The 15,116-nt window shown below is 43.7% G+C and carries 17 protein-coding genes and 1 pseudogene; 10 read left to right on the top strand and 8 right to left on the bottom strand.

Features of this window, described 5'->3' with window-relative positions; all coding sequences use genetic code 11:
• Nucleotides 1-286: 286 nt before the first annotated feature.
• From Q4B82_RS04240 to lptE, 3 genes are all read right to left on the bottom strand, one after another.
• Nucleotides 287-706, bottom strand: coding sequence for a magnesium transporter (locus tag Q4B82_RS04240; RefSeq protein WP_303065182.1), 420 nt, complete (start codon nt 704-706; stop codon nt 287-289).
• A gap of 127 nt (nt 707-833) precedes the next feature.
• Entirely contained in the window at nt 834-1,844 is a 1,011-nt protein-coding gene (gene holA, locus Q4B82_RS04245) for a DNA polymerase III subunit delta (RefSeq protein ID WP_303065183.1), read from the bottom strand.
• A 1-nt stretch (nt 1,845) separates the two neighbouring features.
• The gene (lptE, locus tag Q4B82_RS04250; RefSeq protein WP_303065184.1) at nt 1,846-2,322 is read right to left on the bottom strand and encodes an LPS assembly lipoprotein LptE; all 477 of its coding nucleotides are present in this window, start codon (nt 2,320-2,322) and stop codon (nt 1,846-1,848) included.
• 230 nt (nt 2,323-2,552) lie between these two features.
• On the opposite strand from lptE, the gene Q4B82_RS04255 reads away from it, so the two are divergent.
• From Q4B82_RS04255 to fabD, 5 genes are all read left to right on the top strand, one after another.
• The gene (locus Q4B82_RS04255; RefSeq protein ID WP_303065185.1) at nt 2,553-3,866 is read left to right on the top strand and encodes a homoserine dehydrogenase; all 1,314 of its coding nucleotides are present in this window, start codon (nt 2,553-2,555) and stop codon (nt 3,864-3,866) included.
• On the top strand, nt 3,859-4,347 hold the full coding sequence (locus tag Q4B82_RS04260; protein WP_303065186.1) for a hypothetical protein: 489 nt from the start codon (nt 3,859-3,861) through the stop codon (nt 4,345-4,347). The genes Q4B82_RS04255 and Q4B82_RS04260 overlap by 8 nt, the downstream gene beginning before the upstream one ends.
• Nucleotides 4,348-4,419: 72 nt before the next feature.
• Nucleotides 4,420-5,436 (top strand): ferrochelatase, encoded by a 1,017-nt coding sequence (gene hemH / locus Q4B82_RS04265; protein ID WP_303065187.1) that lies wholly within the window; start codon nt 4,420-4,422, stop codon nt 5,434-5,436.
• A gap of 83 nt (nt 5,437-5,519) precedes the next feature.
• Nucleotides 5,520-6,524 (top strand): 2Fe-2S iron-sulfur cluster-binding protein, encoded by a 1,005-nt coding sequence (locus tag Q4B82_RS04270; RefSeq protein WP_303065188.1) that lies wholly within the window; start codon nt 5,520-5,522, stop codon nt 6,522-6,524.
• 81 nt (nt 6,525-6,605) lie between these two features.
• Nucleotides 6,606-7,538, top strand: a complete 933-nt coding sequence (gene fabD / locus Q4B82_RS04275) for an ACP S-malonyltransferase (RefSeq protein WP_303065189.1) — start codon at nt 6,606-6,608, stop codon at nt 7,536-7,538.
• Nucleotides 7,539-7,892: 354 nt separating this feature from the next.
• Here fabD and xseA read toward each other — a convergent pair whose 3' ends face one another.
• The 5 genes from xseA to Q4B82_RS04300 all read right to left on the bottom strand — a co-directional run bounded on the left by xseA (nt 7,893) and on the right by Q4B82_RS04300 (nt 11,644).
• A complete protein-coding gene (gene xseA / locus Q4B82_RS04280; RefSeq protein WP_303065190.1) occupies nt 7,893-9,248 on the bottom strand; it encodes an exodeoxyribonuclease VII large subunit in 1,356 nt (451 codons plus the stop codon).
• Between the two features lie 87 nt (nt 9,249-9,335).
• Nucleotides 9,336-10,307: a tRNA (adenosine(37)-N6)-dimethylallyltransferase MiaA gene (gene miaA / locus Q4B82_RS04285; RefSeq protein ID WP_303065191.1), complete on the bottom strand. Its 972-nt coding sequence runs from the start codon at nt 10,305-10,307 to the stop codon at nt 9,336-9,338.
• Between the two features lie 65 nt (nt 10,308-10,372).
• On the bottom strand, nt 10,373-10,846 hold the full coding sequence (gene queF / locus Q4B82_RS04290; protein ID WP_303065192.1) for a preQ(1) synthase: 474 nt from the start codon (nt 10,844-10,846) through the stop codon (nt 10,373-10,375).
• A 41-nt stretch (nt 10,847-10,887) separates the two neighbouring features.
• Nucleotides 10,888-11,055, bottom strand: coding sequence for a zf-HC2 domain-containing protein (locus tag Q4B82_RS04295; RefSeq protein ID WP_303065193.1), 168 nt, complete (start codon nt 11,053-11,055; stop codon nt 10,888-10,890).
• A 13-nt stretch (nt 11,056-11,068) separates the two neighbouring features.
• A complete protein-coding gene (locus Q4B82_RS04300) occupies nt 11,069-11,644 on the bottom strand; it encodes a sigma-70 family RNA polymerase sigma factor (protein ID WP_303065194.1) in 576 nt (191 codons plus the stop codon).
• 279 nt (nt 11,645-11,923) lie between these two features.
• Between Q4B82_RS04300 and Q4B82_RS04305 the strand changes: the two genes are divergently transcribed.
• The 5 genes and pseudogenes from Q4B82_RS04305 to Q4B82_RS04325 form a co-directional block, all read left to right on the top strand.
• Entirely contained in the window at nt 11,924-12,361 is a 438-nt protein-coding gene (locus Q4B82_RS04305) for a DoxX family protein (protein ID WP_303065195.1), read from the top strand.
• A gap of 27 nt (nt 12,362-12,388) precedes the next feature.
• Nucleotides 12,389-12,721 (top strand): hypothetical protein, encoded by a 333-nt coding sequence (locus Q4B82_RS04310; RefSeq protein WP_303065196.1) that lies wholly within the window; start codon nt 12,389-12,391, stop codon nt 12,719-12,721.
• Nucleotides 12,722-12,821: 100 nt separating this feature from the next.
• Complete coding sequence (locus tag Q4B82_RS04315; protein ID WP_303065197.1) at nt 12,822-13,676, top strand: DUF692 domain-containing protein; 855 nt, start codon at nt 12,822-12,824, stop codon at nt 13,674-13,676.
• Nucleotides 13,666-14,385 carry a putative DNA-binding domain-containing protein gene (locus Q4B82_RS04320; protein WP_303065198.1) on the top strand — a complete coding sequence of 240 codons (720 nt, stop codon included), beginning with the start codon at nt 13,666-13,668 and terminating at the stop codon, nt 14,383-14,385. Before Q4B82_RS04315 ends, Q4B82_RS04320 begins: the two co-directional genes overlap by 11 nt.
• Nucleotides 14,386-14,599: 214 nt before the next feature.
• Nucleotides 14,600-15,116 (top strand): annotated as a pseudogene (locus tag Q4B82_RS04325) (GTPase ObgE); the annotation flags it as partial.

Here is a 15,116-nt window from a genome sequence, read left to right on the forward strand (position 1 = left end):
GAATCATTTTCTTGAGATTGAAAGAACTTTGTTTGGGTAAGTATTGATTTTGTTCTCTTTACTTGTTGTTCCCTAACATGTTTACCCCATTGCATCTTGAAATCTTCCTTGAATTCTCCTTGTCTTTGAGATAAAAGCCCATTTGGTCTATGTCTATTCTTTCTGTTATTTCGTCAATCATGTAATTGACGATGTTTACTTCTTTATTTGTGATTGTAGGCTGCCTGAAAACAATGAATGCCAAATGCCTGATTGGGTTTTCAAGCAGCCTGCACGATGATGGGGTTTAACGTGGACGACCGCGTCCTTGCTTGCCTGGTTTTTGATGTTTTGCCATTTCTTGATTGGCGGCTTGTTTGCTCACGCGTTGGCTGAGTTGTTTTTCGGCTTCTTGAACCGAGCAGCGCATGGCTTGACTGGCAATCAGTAGGGCATCTTTGCGTGCTTGTCCACCGCTAAAATACATGCGGCGTAAATCGGCTGGGTGAATTTTGCCATTTTTTAAATCAATATTGAATTTGGTAGCATGTTCAATCAATTTTTTCTGCTTCCAATACATTGTACCTGTCGCAAGACCAACGGTTAAGGCAACAGCCAGAATACCAATGATGATGGAAAGCCACCATGTTGTGCCGACCAAATAAGCAATCAATGAGAATACGACTGCCATTGCCAACCAAATGAGAAAAGTGCGTTTTTTATCCATTGTTTTGTTCCTGTGGGTTTGTGGGCTGCCTGAAACGTATTTGCCACATGACATTTGAGACAGAATGGTGTTTTCAGGCAGCCTGTGTGGCTTAATGTTGCAGCTTATTAAGGCTGCCTGAAAACCGTTAATGGGTTAAATCCATGATTAAATGTTTGAATGTTGCCCATGCATCGCCGTCTTCTGCGCCTTTGATTTGGCGGTCAATTTGAGCGCAAATTTGCAGGGCTTTGATGAGACGGTTGATGCCGATTCGTGTAGCGGCTTGGGGGGCAAGTGTTTGTTTGTCGCCCCATAAACGCAATTCGTTGCGGACATTGTGGGCGGTTTTGCCTTGTTTTAAAGCCGCCATTAAGCGGATTAGGATACGAATGTCTTCGGCAAGCGACCATGCTAATAAAACGGGTTCTTCACCTTCTGCTTGTAAGCCTGTTAATAAGTTTAGTGTACGCTGTGCATTACCCGCCATCCATGCAGATGATAGTTGAAATACATCAAATCGTGCCACGTTGGCAATCGCTTGTTCGGCATCGGTCAGGGTCAGTAAATGACCGTTTGGGTGTAGCAGGGCGAGTTTGTCAATTTCTTGGGCAGCGGCAAGTAAATTACCTTCCACACGTTCGGCAAATAAAGCCAGCGCATCGTTTTCAATTTCTAAACCGTGTTGGTGCAAACGTTGGCGTATCCATGCGGGCAAGGCTTGTGTATCGATGGCTTTGGCTTCAATAACTGTGCCGTATTGTGCCAGTATGTTAAACCATTTGGCTTGAGTTTGGGCTCGTTCTAATTTGGGCAACACAATGACGGTGCAGGTATCGGGTGGCAGATTTTCTGCTAGGGTTTGTAGTGTATCGCCCCCGTTTTTACCAACTTTGCCACTGGGGATGTGGATTTCCAACAGCTTTAAGTCGGCAAACAAACCTGTACTCATGGCTTGGGCGAGCAGGTTATTCCAGTCAAACGAAGTGGCATCAGCAACATGACTTTCACGGTTGAGATAGCCTTGATGTTTGGCAGTTGCACGAATTTTATCTAACGCTTCAAGTCGCAATAAATCTTCTTCGCCGTGTAGTACATAAAGGGCTTGTAAAGGTGCATTCAGGCTGCCTGAAAGTTGTTCGGGCGATAAGCTGGGCATATTATGGCTGCCCCAAAAAGCTTAAACGGCGCACAATTTGGTCTGCTGCATCTTCGTGTATTTCGCGCCAAATGGTTGCTTCTTCTTCGGCTTTACCTAAAATCATGCTGTCAGCATAGGGCATCACACGTTGGATCTCTACAATCATGGGTTCTCCCCATGCGAGATTGTTGTAATAAACCTGTACGGTAACGCGCAAAGAAAGCAAGTATTCATTAAGTTTAGCAGCGCGTGTGATGGTGTATATGTCTTTTTTACTGTCAAACGCGATAAGGCGTAGCTGGGCTGGTGTGCTGTTGGGTGTACGAACAATTTGACCTGATGCGGCGAGTAAGGCGCGTTCCAATGGTTGTTGTAATACGCCACCTTCAATATACCAGTTTTTTTCAGGCAATTTGTGCTTGCTTTGCATGCCTTTTAGATGAAAACCGCAGGAAGCCAAAAACAGAACGGCAATAATGGCAAATAAATGTTTCATGGTGGAAACCAATATCATGAGAGAGCGCATTATAGCGTTAAGGTAAGTTAAAAGCAAAGCTGCCTGAAAGGGGGAATGGAGATTTTGAAGAATGGCTTGGAGTTTCAGGCAGCATGAACGTGGGATTGAGTCAGAACATGGAAAAAGATGCGCGTTTGGGTAAAATCAGGTAGCATTCACGCTTTGAATTTTTCTGTTTAAATTGAATGCAATTTTGAGGAGTTTTGGTTATGCAGGCAATTAATATCGGTATTTTGGGTTTGGGGACTGTGGGTAGTGGCACAGTTAAAGTATTACAGGATAATGCAGCAGAAATCACGCGCCGTTTAGGGCGTGGTGTGAATGTGTTTATGGTTTCAGCACGTGAAAGTGAGCGTGAACGCGCCCAATCTTTGTGTCCCAACGCTTTGTTTGCTGATAATCCCGAAACTTTGGTTACACATCCTGATGTACACATTGTAGTGGAATTATTTGGTGGAACAACCGCTGCTAAAGATTTGGTACTGCAAGCGATTGAGAATGGTAAACACATTGTAACCGCCAATAAAAAACTGTTGGCAGAATACGGCAACGAGATTTTTGCATTGGCGGAAAAGAAAAACGTGATGGTGCAATTTGAAGCGGCAGTTGCAGGTGGTATACCAATTATCAAAGCCTTACGCGAAGGTTTAGCGGCAAACCAAATTCGTTCTATTGCGGGAATCATCAATGGCACGAGCAATTTTATTTTGAGTGAAATGCGCGAAAAAGGCAGTGCATTCAAGGATGTATTAGCCGAGGCGCAACGTTTGGGTTACGCTGAAGCCGACCCTACTTTTGACATTGAAGGGCATGATGCAGGACACAAAATCACGATTATGAGTGCGTTGGCATTTGGTACACCGATGAATTTCGGTGCGTGTTATTTGGAAGGTATCAGTAAATTAGACAGTCGCGACATCAAATATGCTGAAGAATTGGGCTATCGCGTGAAATTGCTTGGCATCACACGTAAAACTGACAAAGGTATTGAATTGCGTGTTCACCCTACGCTTATTCCAGAAAGCCGTTTGTTGGCAAATGTAAATGGTGTGATGAATGCGGTACGCGTACAAGCCGATATGGTGGGAGAAACTTTGTATTATGGTGCCGGCGCAGGTGCTTTACCGACTGCCAGTGCGGTGGTTGCGGATTTGATTGACATTTCACGTTTGATTACGGCGGATACCGAAAACCGTGTGCCGCATTTGGCATTCCAGTCCAGCCAAGTTGCATCGCAAAATATTTTGAGTATGGACGACATTAGCAGTAGCTATTATTTGCGTGTTCAGGCAGCCGATGAAGCGGGTGTTTTGGGGGCAATTGCCAATTTATTGGCAGAGCAAAGCGTGTCTATTGAAGCGTTGATTCAAAAGGGTGTATTGGACGGCGGACAAGCTGAAATTGTAATTTTGACCCACAGTACAGTGGAAAAAAACATCAAAGCTGCGATTACTGCGATTGAAGCGCACAACAAAATCAGCGCACCTGTAACCATGATACGCATGGAAAGTTTACATGGCTGATTTGCAAAATGAAAACGAAAAAATGCTGCCTGAAAATGCCAAAAACGTGGCTTCAGGCAGCCAAAATCAAGTGGCAGATGAAGCCGAGTTAAAGCGTTTGGCATTGAAAGACAAAAAACGCCGCACGCTTATCAATTGGTTGCGCGTAACCGCTTTATTGTTTGCGGGTTTTTTCTTTTTAAGTCAGTGTGCGATGAGTAAACCCAGAGCCAAAGCTGCTATTGTGGAAAGCTGCATTAAAAACGTACCGTTTTCGCCTGTGTGGCAAGAAGCCTTGAAAACACGCAATTTGAGTGATGAAAATGGCAAATATGTTGCTGATTATTGCGTGTGTATGTGGAACGAACCGCTACAAAAATTGAGCGACAAACAAATCCAATCGTTTGCCAAAATCAGCACAGACGAACAGTTGCAACTTTTGGGAGGGGCAGCGGCATTTACCGAACGCGATAAGCAATGCATGGCAAAATTACAGCCTTAATCATGTTTCAGTATCAAGCTGCCTGAAATGTTTAGGCAGCTTGAAATCACAGAATAAAATAATGGAATAATCATGCGTTTCCAATTTGAACCTGAAATACCGTTTGAAGCCCAGAATCAAATGGGCATCATCATCATGAATTTAGGTACGCCCGAAGCGCCAACTGCACAAGCAGTTCGTCCGTATCTGCGTCAGTTTTTATCGGATTTTCGTGTGGTGGAATTGCCCAGATTATTGTGGCAACCGATTTTGCGTGGCATCATTTTGCCATTTCGTTCGGGCAAAAGTGCGCACGGCTATGAAAAAGTGTGGCTTAAAGAAGGTTCACCTTTGGCAGTGTTCACGCGCCGACAAGCAGAAGGTTTGCGTCAAAGGCTGCCTGAAAGTGTCCATATCGTTTATGCCATGACTTATGGTAAACCCAGCGTTGACGAAGCCTTAATCATGCTCAAAAGTAAGGGGGTAGGGCGTGTGGTGGTGGTACCTTTGTATCCACAATACGCGGGTAGCTCGGGTGGTGCGGCTTTGGATAAAGTGATGCTGGCATTGAGTAAGCAACGCAACCAAATGTCGGTACACACCGTAAGCCGTTTTTACGATGATGTGGGTTACATTCGTGCTTGTGTTGAGCAAATTCGCAATTATCGTGCAGAGCATGGTAGTGGCGATAAATTGATGTTCAGTTTTCATGGTATTCCGCAACGTCATCACGATAAAGGAGACCCATATCCGCTTGAATGCCGTGCCACTGCACATTTGATTGCAACAGAGTTGGGCTTAGCAGAACAGGATTATATTGTTTCTTTTCAAAGTCAGTTTGGTAAAGATAAATGGATTGAACCTTCTACTCAAACTTTATTTGATGTATTGCCCAAGCAAGGTGTGGAAAAGTTGGACGTGTTTTGTCCTGGTTTTGTATCTGATTGTTTAGAAACGATGGAAGAAATTGCCATTGCAGGGCGTGAACAATTTTATGAGGCTGGTGGTACACAATTTCACTATATTCCTTGTTTGAACGATAATCCTGTATGGTTGGACGCATTAGCAGATTTGATTAAAAAACAAGTCCCTGCGTGGCTGCCAGAATAAGTTGAATAATTAAGCCTATCAATTAAAATACCCTAAATCAGGCTGCTTGAAACTTTCAGGCAGCCTAAACGAAATCACAAACCATGTCTCAAATTACTGTTTCTCCCAGTCAAACCCAATTTAGTAGCAATGATGGCGAAACCATTTTGGCAGCAGCCATACGTCAAGGCATCAATCTGCCCCATTCTTGCCAAAGCGGTGTGTGTGGTAGTTGTCGTGCGCGTTTGGTTTCAGGCAGCATTGCCCAAAGTGGCGAATATGATGATTATGTGTTGAGTCCAGAAGAAATTGAAGCAGGCATGATTTTGCTCTGTTGCGCTCAAGCACAAAGTGATATCAATGTGGATATGCCTGCCTATGCAGGTGCTAACGCTTTGACCATACGCACATTGCCTGCGCGTGTTGCCGATGTACAAGTGCGTGGCGATGTTGCTATTTTAAGCGTTGCTTTGCCCAAAGCCCCACCGTTTCGGTTTTACGCAGGGCAGTACATGGATATTTTGCTCAAAGATGGCAGCCGCAGTTATTCGATTGCCAACGCCCCATCGCAATCGGATAAACTGGAATTTCATGTGCGTTTGCACGAAGGTGGTTTGTTTTCGCCGCAATTGTTTGATGGTAGATTAAAAAGTGGCTCAATCGTGCGTTTGCGTGGACCATTGGGCGCATTTACTCTTAATCAAAAAAGCCAAAAACCATTGATTTTATTGGCAACAGGAACAGGTTTTGCGCCGATTAAATCATTATTGTGTCATTTGGCAGAAACCGATAGTCAAAGAGACATACACATTTATCACGGTAACCGTTTTACCACAGGTTTTTATGATGAAAACGCATTACACGCTTTATTGCTACAATTGCCCAATGCACGTTATACACCTGTATTATCACGTCCTGATGAACATTGGCAAGGTGCGATGGGTCATGTAACGGAACATGTTTTGCGTGATTATCCCGATTTATCACAATATGAAGTGTATGCTTGTGGTTCGCCTGAAATGGTCAATGGCAGTCGCCGTGTGTTTGTTGCTCAAGCAGGGCTGCCTGAACAGGCATTTTTCAGTGATGCGTTTACTGCACATATTTGATTGTGTTTCAGGCAGCCTTTTATGTTTATGTTGTTTCAGCCGCTTGAAACCCCTTTAACTTTCAATTTAAAAGGAAATATCATGTCTTTTGCATTTTTTTTCCCTGGACAAGGCTCACAAAGCCTGAATATGATGAACGGTTTTGATGGTGTGGACATTATTAAAGCCACGTTTGATGAAGCTTCAGCTGCCTTAAACCAAGATTTATGGGCAATGATGAACGGCGAAGATGCTGAATTAATCGGGCAAACCGTCAATACACAACCTTTAATGCTGGCTGCGGGCATAGCAACATATCGTGCTTATTTGGAAGCAGGTGGATGTGTGCCTGATGTGGTGGCAGGACACAGTTTGGGCGAATACAGCGCATTGGTTGCCGCAGGCAGCTTGGATTTTACCGATGCTGTCAAATTGGTACGTTTGCGTGCCGAGTTGATGCAATCTGCTGTACCACAAGGTGTGGGTGCAATGGCGGCAATTTTGGGGTTGGACGATGAAATCGTGCGCCAAATTTGTACTCAAGCCGAACAGGGTGAAGTCTGTGAAGCCGTGAATTACAATTCCATTGGACAAATCGTGATTGCAGGTAACGCAGCAGCAGTAGAGCGAGCCATGAATGCGGCCAAAGAAGCAGGTGCAAAACGGGCTTTACCTTTGCCTGTTTCTGTGCCATCGCATTGCCGTTTGATGAAACCTGCCGCAGAAAAATTGGCGATTGCCTTGAATGACATTGTTTTCAGGCAGCCTAAAATACGCGTAATTCATAATGCAGATGTGGCTGAATACCACGAGCCCGAACAAATCAAAGATGCTTTGGTACGTCAGTTGTACAGTCCCGTTCGTTGGACAGAGACTGTTGCTAAATTGGTACAAGAAGGCATTACACAATCTGCTGAATGTGGACCAGGAAAAGTATTGGCTGGTTTGGCAAAACGCATTGAAAAAGAAGCAATTTGTACTGCGTTGGTGTCAATAGATGGCATTAAAACATTTATTGAAACCCAAAATAATTAATGTGTTGTGTGTTTTCAGCCAGCCTAAACTCTGTGAGGCAGGCCGAAACCTTTGTTAAATCCATTTTGTCCTGAATTCGTGTTACTTTTATTGGGTTGACCATAAATTGACCTAAAAATACAACTTAACAGGGCAGGTATGCAATTCGCCCTGTAAACCGAGTTTTGCAGAAGTCTCAGGCTGCCTGAAAACACCATTTTAAGATGATTTTTTACTTGATGAGACACACAAGTTAAACGGGATAAGGCATCAAAATTTGATGAGTAGTATCAATTTCTATCTAAGAACCTGTGTTCATAATCTTAAAAGTAAGCCATTAAGATTATGAACACAGGTTCTAAATATTTTGATTGTTTAATCAAATAATTCGCTTTGTTTTTGCTGTTGGCTGACTTGAACATCGGCTTGGCTGTTGGCAAAAATCAACTGCAATTTTTGTCCTGCTTTCAGTTGTTTGGCATCGCTGATTAAACTGCCGCGTGTGTTTTTAACGACCACAAAACCACGTTGTAAAACCTGCTGTGGTGAAATGGCTTGTAAAATGTGATTTTGTTGTTGCAATTTTTGTTGTTGTTGCCTGAAAAAAAACTGTGTATGGTGTTTTAAGGTATGCTGTATGGACAGCAAATTGTGTTGTTGCCAAACGATTTGAGGTCGTTGGGACAAGATGCGTTGTTGTAAGGTGTTTAAACGCTGTTGTTGGTAATGGTATTGTTGGCGAATGATGTAATCCAGTTGTTGTTTTTGGTGTGTGAGTCGTTGATGTTGGAGGTGCCATTTTTGTTGTGGGTGCAATAATTGTTGTGCCAAAAAATCGGTTTTTTGGGCAGCATTGTGATGATGTTGTTGCAATAAGTCGGTTAAGGCTGCCTGAAAGCGATGTGTTTGTGCTAAAAGGACATTGCGGTCTGGGCTGACCAATTCTGCCGCTGCAGTGGGGGTAGGGGCGCGTAAATCGGCAGCGAAATCGCATAAGGTAAAGTCGGTTTCATGTCCTACGCCACTGACAATCGGTATGGTGCAGTTGGCAATGGCACGTACCACCATTTCTTCATTAAATGACCATAAGTCTTCTATGCTGCCACCGCCACGACACACAATCAAGACATCGGTTTCAGCGCGTTGTGAAGCAGTTTGAATGGCGGTGGTAATCTGTTTTTCGCTACCTGTGCCTTGTACAGCAGTAGGATAAATGATGAGTGGAATATGCGGAGCACGACGTGCCAGAGTGCTTAATACATCGTGTAACGCTGCTGCTGCCAAGCTGCTGATTATGCCAATGCGGCATGGGTTTTCAGGCAGCTTTTTTTTGTGTTCTGCGGCAAATAAACCTTCTTGTTGTAAATGCTGTTTGAGTTTCTCATAGCGTTCATAAAGCACGCCTAAACCAATTTGGCGTACTTCATGTACGGTAATTTGAAATTCGCCGCGTGCTTCATAGATGCTGATTTTTCCTGAAACTTCAATGTGGTCGCCTTCTTTGAGTGCTTGTGACAAACGTTGTGCGGCAGATTTGAATAAGGCACAACGGATTTGTGCGTGATTGTCTTTCAGGGAAAAATAGTAATGACCGCTGACGGCGCGAGTGAGATTGGACACTTCGCCACTTACCCATATGCCTTGAAATTGGTTTTCCAATAATTGGCGTGCTATGGCGTTGAGTTCAGAAACAGAAAGTGTGTTGGGTGTGAATAAATCGTTGTGGTTCATGGTTTGTCTTTCAAAACATGATGGGCTACCTGAAAAGGAGCCATTAACAGGCGGCTTCAAGACAAAGCAAAAGCAGCAAAAAGATGGTTATGTAACATTTTCATTAAATAGATTGGAAGTATTTTGTTGTATGAAATGGTGTAAAGCACAAGAAGCTGCCTGAAACACATCTCTTGCAGCATAAGGGTCAAGCACGGTATCAGCAGGGATTTTCCGTAACCAAGTTAATTGGCGTTTAGCAAGTTGCCGTGTTGCAGCCTGTCCCTGTTGCAACAACTCATTTGCCGAAATGTCGCCATTTAAATGCGCCCATGCCTGACGATAGCCCACACAACGCATAGAAGGCATATCTTGATGCAAATCAGGATAATGTGTACGTAAATGGCATATTTCATCTAATAAGCCGTTTTCCAACATCATTGTAAAACGCCGATTGATTTGCTGATGCAATAAATCGCGGTTTTCAGGCAGCAAAGCCAAAGTATGCAGGCGAAGTGGTGTGCGAACCGCATTTTCTTGTAAATGAGTGCTTAATGGTTTACCTGTTAATTCAAAAATTTCTAAAGCCCGTTCAATGCGTTGGCTGTCGTTGGCAGATAAACGGGCAGCCGTTGTGGCATCTATTTCCTGTAAACGTTGATACAGAAAAGACAGACCATGTTTTTCTTTTAAATCATGTAGTTGATGTCGGATTTCTTCATTGGCATCAGGTAACTGATTTAAACCCTGTGTGAGTGCGTGGTAATACATCATGGTTCCACCAACAATCAAAGGTATTTTGCCACGTGCATGAATTTCACCAATTAAGTGTGTGCAATCGGTAACAAAGTCTGCTGCGCTGTATGTTTGCATGGGCGAAATAATGTCAATCAAATGGTGGGGCACTGCCAAACGTTCAGATAAGGTTGGTTTTGCGGTGCCGATATCCATTCCACGATAAACCAAGGCACTGTCCAAGCTGATGATTTCAATTGGGAAAATTTTTGCTAACTGTAATGCCAAAGCTGTTTTGCCACTTGCAGTAGGTCCTAAAATGGCAAATGCAGAAAGTGAAGACATGATTTAAGCTGCCTGAAAAAAAAGGGCGTATTTTAAGATTAAATATGATTGAAACAAAAGATTTTTCAGGCAGCCATATCGTGGGCAAACAATCGTTCGCGTGCCATTTGCTCAAAAGGTGTGCCTTCGCGCCCATAATTGGCGAATGGGTGTATGGCAATCCCACCGCGTGGCGTGAATTCGCCAAACACTTCAATGTATTTTGGGTTCATCAGTTTAATTAAATCTTTCATGATGATATTGATGCAATCTTCGTGGAAATCACCGTGATTGCGGAAACTGAATAAATACAATTTCAGCGATTTGCTTTCCACCATTTTCACATCAGGAATATAGCGAATAATTATCGTGGCAAAATCAGGTTGCCCTGTCATCGGACATAAACTGGTAAATTCAGGGCAAACAAATTTAACAAAATAATCATTGCCTTGATGTTTATTGTCAAAGGCTTCCAACACTTCTGGGGCGTAGTCGCTGTGGTATTCAGTTTTTTGGTTGCCTAGTAAGGTTAAGCCGTGTAATTCTTGTTCATTTCGCATTTTTTGTTTCCTTTTTAAAAAATTTTCAGATAATCAGTTTATCATGATAAACGCCGCATTGCCTGTTCAATCATTTGAATTTGTTGGCGATAGCGGCGACATTTGCGGCACATCATTGTGTGCAAATTGAGCAAAACGCGTTGCTTAAATGCCAATTTTTCGTCATGTGCTTGGGAGATCAGGCGAGTGATATTGAGACAATTTTTCATGTTTTTCAAAGTCCTACTCCATTTTATTGAACCATTTGATTTGCAAACATTGCCGTAAACCTTCCCGAGCGCGGTGCATCAAAACATGATAATGATTGGGGCTTAATGCACATTTTTGCTGGATTTCACGCGCATCGAAACCCAAAATTTCACGCATCATAAATACACGTGCCGTATTTTCGGGCAATGCGTATAAACACAGTTGCAAAGTTTGTAAAAACTGTTTTTCTTTCAAGGTATTATCAGGTTGATATGCTGCCCAATCTGTCAATTCGCAATCGTCTTGCCAACACCCATTTTGTTGAAATTGTTGCACAAAAACATCGTCTAGCTGCTGTTCGCGTTCATCGGCGATTGCTTGAGTTTGCCAACGTGTTTGCTGGCGTAACACATCTTTCACTTTATTTTTGAAAATGCCAAACACCCATGTTTGAAATTGGGCTTGTCCTTGAAATGTGGCTTGTTTTTCATAGGCAATGGTGAGCGTATCTTGTACCAAATCTTCAATTAAATCTGTTTGATGTATCAGTTGAATGTGGGCAAAGCGCAATAAATGTTGGCGAATTTGTTGCCAGTTTGGGGCAGTCATTTTGGTTTCATGTTAATTATGATTTTGAGACAAATATTGTAATCTAAAATCACATCAATCAAATTGAAATTTATAGTCGTAGAATTGAAGAAGCATTACGGCGTTGCTAACGCCCTTATGTAGTACGTACATAAAGGCATTGTCGCCTTGTACTGCATTTTCACTTTTTCTACTATATTTTTTAATTTAAAATAATAAGTTAGATTATATAATCCATTTCGGTGTAAGGAAATGGCATGCTCAAACGACCAACGTTTAAAATCACTTGTTGGAGCAAAAATGAATTTTCAAATCCATACACAGGCATTGAGTTTGCTGGTTTTGCGCCTTTTTGTCGCTTACGAATTTTGGGAAGCGGGCATAGAAAAATGGCGCGGACAAAATTGGTTTGCCGATATTCAAAACAAATTTCCGTTTCCGTTCAATATTTTGTCATCCGAAATAAATTGGCAACTGGCAATGTGGGCGGAACTGATTTTCCCTATTGCTTTGCTTTTGGGTTTAGCAAGCCGATTGTCTGCCCTTATTTTGGCGATTTTGACTTTGGTTGCGTGGTATGCAGTTCACGCAGGACTGGGGTACAATATCGGCAATGGTGGCTACAAGATGGCGGTCATCTATCTGGTTATTTTCACGCCTATTATTCTACAAGGTGGTGGTGCGTGGTCGTTGGATAGCCTGTTTAAACGTAAGTTTAAATGGGCAAAATTCTTTTAATTTTTTTAACTACTTGGAGCAAAAATCATGAGTAAAATTTCCATTGCTGCTTTGGCAGGTGCATTGACTTTGGCAGCGTGTGGTGAAGCACAACAAGCCAGCAAACCAGAAGTCCCAAAAACTGCAGAAGCCGCAGTAGCTGCCACTTCCGTGCCTGCTAAATCAGCAGAAGGTAAATGTGGTGAAGGAAAATGCGGTAGTGCAGCAGCTTCTGCTGTTTCGGGTGCAAAAGCCAGTGAAGGTGCTTGCGGTGCTGCTTCTGGCGCGAAAGCTGCCGAAGGCACTTGTGGTGGCACGTCTGCCCCAGCCAAAGCCGCCGAAGGTAAATGTGGCGAAGGTGCTTCTGCACCAGCTAAATAATTCTATATCATCAAATTTTTAAACATTTCAAGGCAAGCTTGGAAACGCACGAAATCGTTTCCAAGCTGCCTGAAATGTTCATTATTCAAAAAAATTCATCATGTTAAACGGCAAAATACACGGTTCAGGTTTGGGCTATCGCCGCGATTTGGCACAGGATTTTTTAAAGCTGCCTGAAAACCACCCCATTGATTTTATTGAAGTTGCCCCCGAAAACTGGATTAAAATGGGTGGCACAGCACGCAAATTGTTTGACCAAGCCGCAGAACAAATCCCCGTGGTGATTCACGGTTTGTCGCTGTCTTTGGGTGGGCAAGCACCGTTGGACATGAATTTGCTTGCAGGCATTAAATCCATGATGAATCAATACAATACGCAATTTTTCTCCGACCATTTGAGCTATTGCCAAGACCACGGACACCTGTATGATTTGTTGCCCATTCCCTTTACAGACGAAAGCATAGCCCACACCGCGCAACGCATTCGTACCGTGCAAGATTTTTTGGGTTGCCAAATTGCCATTGAAAACACATCTTATTATTTGCATTCGCCTTTGGCAGAAATGGACGAAGTGCAATTTTTGAACGCGGTCGCCCAAGAAGCCAACTGCTTGATTCATTTAGACGTAAACAATATTTATGTGAATGCGGTCAATCACGGTTTGCTCAAACCGCGTGATTTTCTCAATCGCGTGGACGGTGCGCGTGTTGCCTACATTCACATTGCAGGGCATGACGATGAAAACCCCGAATTGCTGATTGACACGCATGGCGAAAAAGTCCAAGACAATGTTTGGGATTTGCTGGCTTATGCTTATGACGTGTTGCCACACATTCCGCCTACATTGCTGGAACGCGATTTCAACTTCCCCCCATTTGGCGAATTATTGGCAGAAGTCCAAAAAATCAAAGACTTCCAAATTAACGCGCACAAAGAGTACCGTCATGTCGCTTGAAAATCAAACCTCTGCCGATTTCAAAAACGAGTTGGCAATGGCGGTACGTCAAGGCGTATCGCCCGACCCTGTTCGCTTTCCGCCTGAACGTTTGGCTGTTTATATGCGCTTGGTTCGCAACAATATTTTTGGTTTTGTGAACCGTTGTTTCGTTGTCGCCCCAAAATATTTGGAACGCCAGCAATGGACTGATTTATTGGAAGATTTTGTGCGCGATGGCGAATCGCATTCGCCATTTTTTCAAGACATTGCTGCCGAATTTTTGAAATTTTGCCAAGAAAATCAAAAGCTGCCTGAATGGATTTTGGCTTTGATGGATTTGGAAGTGGCACAGTTGCAAGCGGAAGTGGCGATTGTTGCGCCCAGCGCTGCCGCCGCCAATGACGATGACAACGCGCCCATGCAACCGAATGCCAGTGTGCAACTCAAATCTTATGATACTGATTTTGAACAACATTACCCTGACGATGCGGATTTGAAAGCAGTGGGCAATATGGTCATTTGGCGCGATGGACGAGATTGGATACGCTGGCAATATTTGGACGACATTGACCACATTTTGCTGAATTTGGCAGCAGAAAATCCCTTGTCATTAAATGACTTGCAAGCGCAACTGGCGGCAGTCATGCCCGATGGCGATGCGTGGCGCGATATGGTGCGTGCGCGTTGGCAATATTGGATTGTGGTGTGCGTATTAGAAGCTGTCTAAAAAATCCGAAATATCAAACACATCAGCAAAATTGTGCCAAATCCTTTATAATCGTCCTATCTTGAGCCAAATGTTAGGTTGCTTGTCAGTAGACACAAATTGCCACTTTCTTGTTCCCTCCCCTACTTGCAGGGGAGGGAACAGGTATGTGGCAATCGATATAAATTTTCTTGTGTACTGAAAAGCAAACTGAGACAGAAAGAAGCATAATACAATGAAATTCATAGACGAAGCCAAAATTGAAGTCATTGGCGGCAAAGGCGGCAACGGTGCAGCCAGTTTCCGCCGTGAAAAATTCGTACCGCGCGGTGGGCCCGATGGTGGCGATGGCGGACGCGGTGGCAGCGTTTTTGCCGTTGCCGATGAAAACATCAACACGCTGGTGGAATACCGCTTTGTGAAACGCTACCAAGCCAAAAATGGCGAAAAAGGACACGGCTCCGACCGCTACGGCGCAGGCGCAGACGACATCGAATTGCGTATGCCAGTCGGCACCTTAATCCGCGATGTGGACACCGATGAAATCTTGGCAGACTTAACCCACCATGGGCAGCGCGTGTGCGTGGCGCGTGGTGGCAAAGGCGGTTTGGGCAACATACATTTCAAATCATCGGTCAATCGCGCCCCCAAACAATACACAAATGGCGAAGATGGCGAAGCGCGTACCTTGCAGCTTGAACTGAAAGTGTTGGCAGACGTGGGTTTGCTGGGTATGCCCAATGCGGGTAAAT

Source organism: Alysiella sp. (genome assembly GCF_030525755.1).
In the GTDB taxonomy this organism is placed as follows: Bacteria; Pseudomonadota; Gammaproteobacteria; order Burkholderiales; family Neisseriaceae; genus Simonsiella.

What these genes read in the sequence shown, in the direction of transcription:
- Q4B82_RS04270 (WP_303065188.1), top strand. Translation starts at nt 5,520, where the DNA reads ATGTCTCAAATTACTGTTTCTCCCAGTCAAACCCAATTTAGTAGCAAT.
- Q4B82_RS04305 (WP_303065195.1), top strand. Translation starts at nt 11,924, where the DNA reads ATGAATTTTCAAATCCATACACAGGCATTGAGTTTGCTGGTTTTGCGC.
- Q4B82_RS04300 (WP_303065194.1), bottom strand. Translation starts at nt 11,644, where the DNA reads ATGACTGCCCCAAACTGGCAACAAATTCGCCAACATTTATTGCGCTTT.
- Q4B82_RS04260 (WP_303065186.1), top strand. Translation starts at nt 3,859, where the DNA reads ATGGCTGATTTGCAAAATGAAAACGAAAAAATGCTGCCTGAAAATGCC.
- miaA (WP_303065191.1), bottom strand. Translation starts at nt 10,307, where the DNA reads ATGTCTTCACTTTCTGCATTTGCCATTTTAGGACCTACTGCAAGTGGC.
- queF (WP_303065192.1), bottom strand. Translation starts at nt 10,846, where the DNA reads ATGCGAAATGAACAAGAATTACACGGCTTAACCTTACTAGGCAACCAA.
- Q4B82_RS04295 (WP_303065193.1), bottom strand. Translation starts at nt 11,055, where the DNA reads ATGAAAAATTGTCTCAATATCACTCGCCTGATCTCCCAAGCACATGAC.
- lptE (WP_303065184.1), bottom strand. Translation starts at nt 2,322, where the DNA reads ATGAAACATTTATTTGCCATTATTGCCGTTCTGTTTTTGGCTTCCTGC.
- xseA (WP_303065190.1), bottom strand. Translation starts at nt 9,248, where the DNA reads ATGAACCACAACGATTTATTCACACCCAACACACTTTCTGTTTCTGAA.
- holA (WP_303065183.1), bottom strand. Translation starts at nt 1,844, where the DNA reads ATGCCCAGCTTATCGCCCGAACAACTTTCAGGCAGCCTGAATGCACCT.
- Q4B82_RS04320 (WP_303065198.1), top strand. Translation starts at nt 13,666, where the DNA reads ATGTCGCTTGAAAATCAAACCTCTGCCGATTTCAAAAACGAGTTGGCA.
- Q4B82_RS04310 (WP_303065196.1), top strand. Translation starts at nt 12,389, where the DNA reads ATGAGTAAAATTTCCATTGCTGCTTTGGCAGGTGCATTGACTTTGGCA.
- Q4B82_RS04240 (WP_303065182.1), bottom strand. Translation starts at nt 706, where the DNA reads ATGGATAAAAAACGCACTTTTCTCATTTGGTTGGCAATGGCAGTCGTA.
- hemH (WP_303065187.1), top strand. Translation starts at nt 4,420, where the DNA reads ATGCGTTTCCAATTTGAACCTGAAATACCGTTTGAAGCCCAGAATCAA.
- Q4B82_RS04315 (WP_303065197.1), top strand. Translation starts at nt 12,822, where the DNA reads ATGTTAAACGGCAAAATACACGGTTCAGGTTTGGGCTATCGCCGCGAT.
- Q4B82_RS04255 (WP_303065185.1), top strand. Translation starts at nt 2,553, where the DNA reads ATGCAGGCAATTAATATCGGTATTTTGGGTTTGGGGACTGTGGGTAGT.
- fabD (WP_303065189.1), top strand. Translation starts at nt 6,606, where the DNA reads ATGTCTTTTGCATTTTTTTTCCCTGGACAAGGCTCACAAAGCCTGAAT.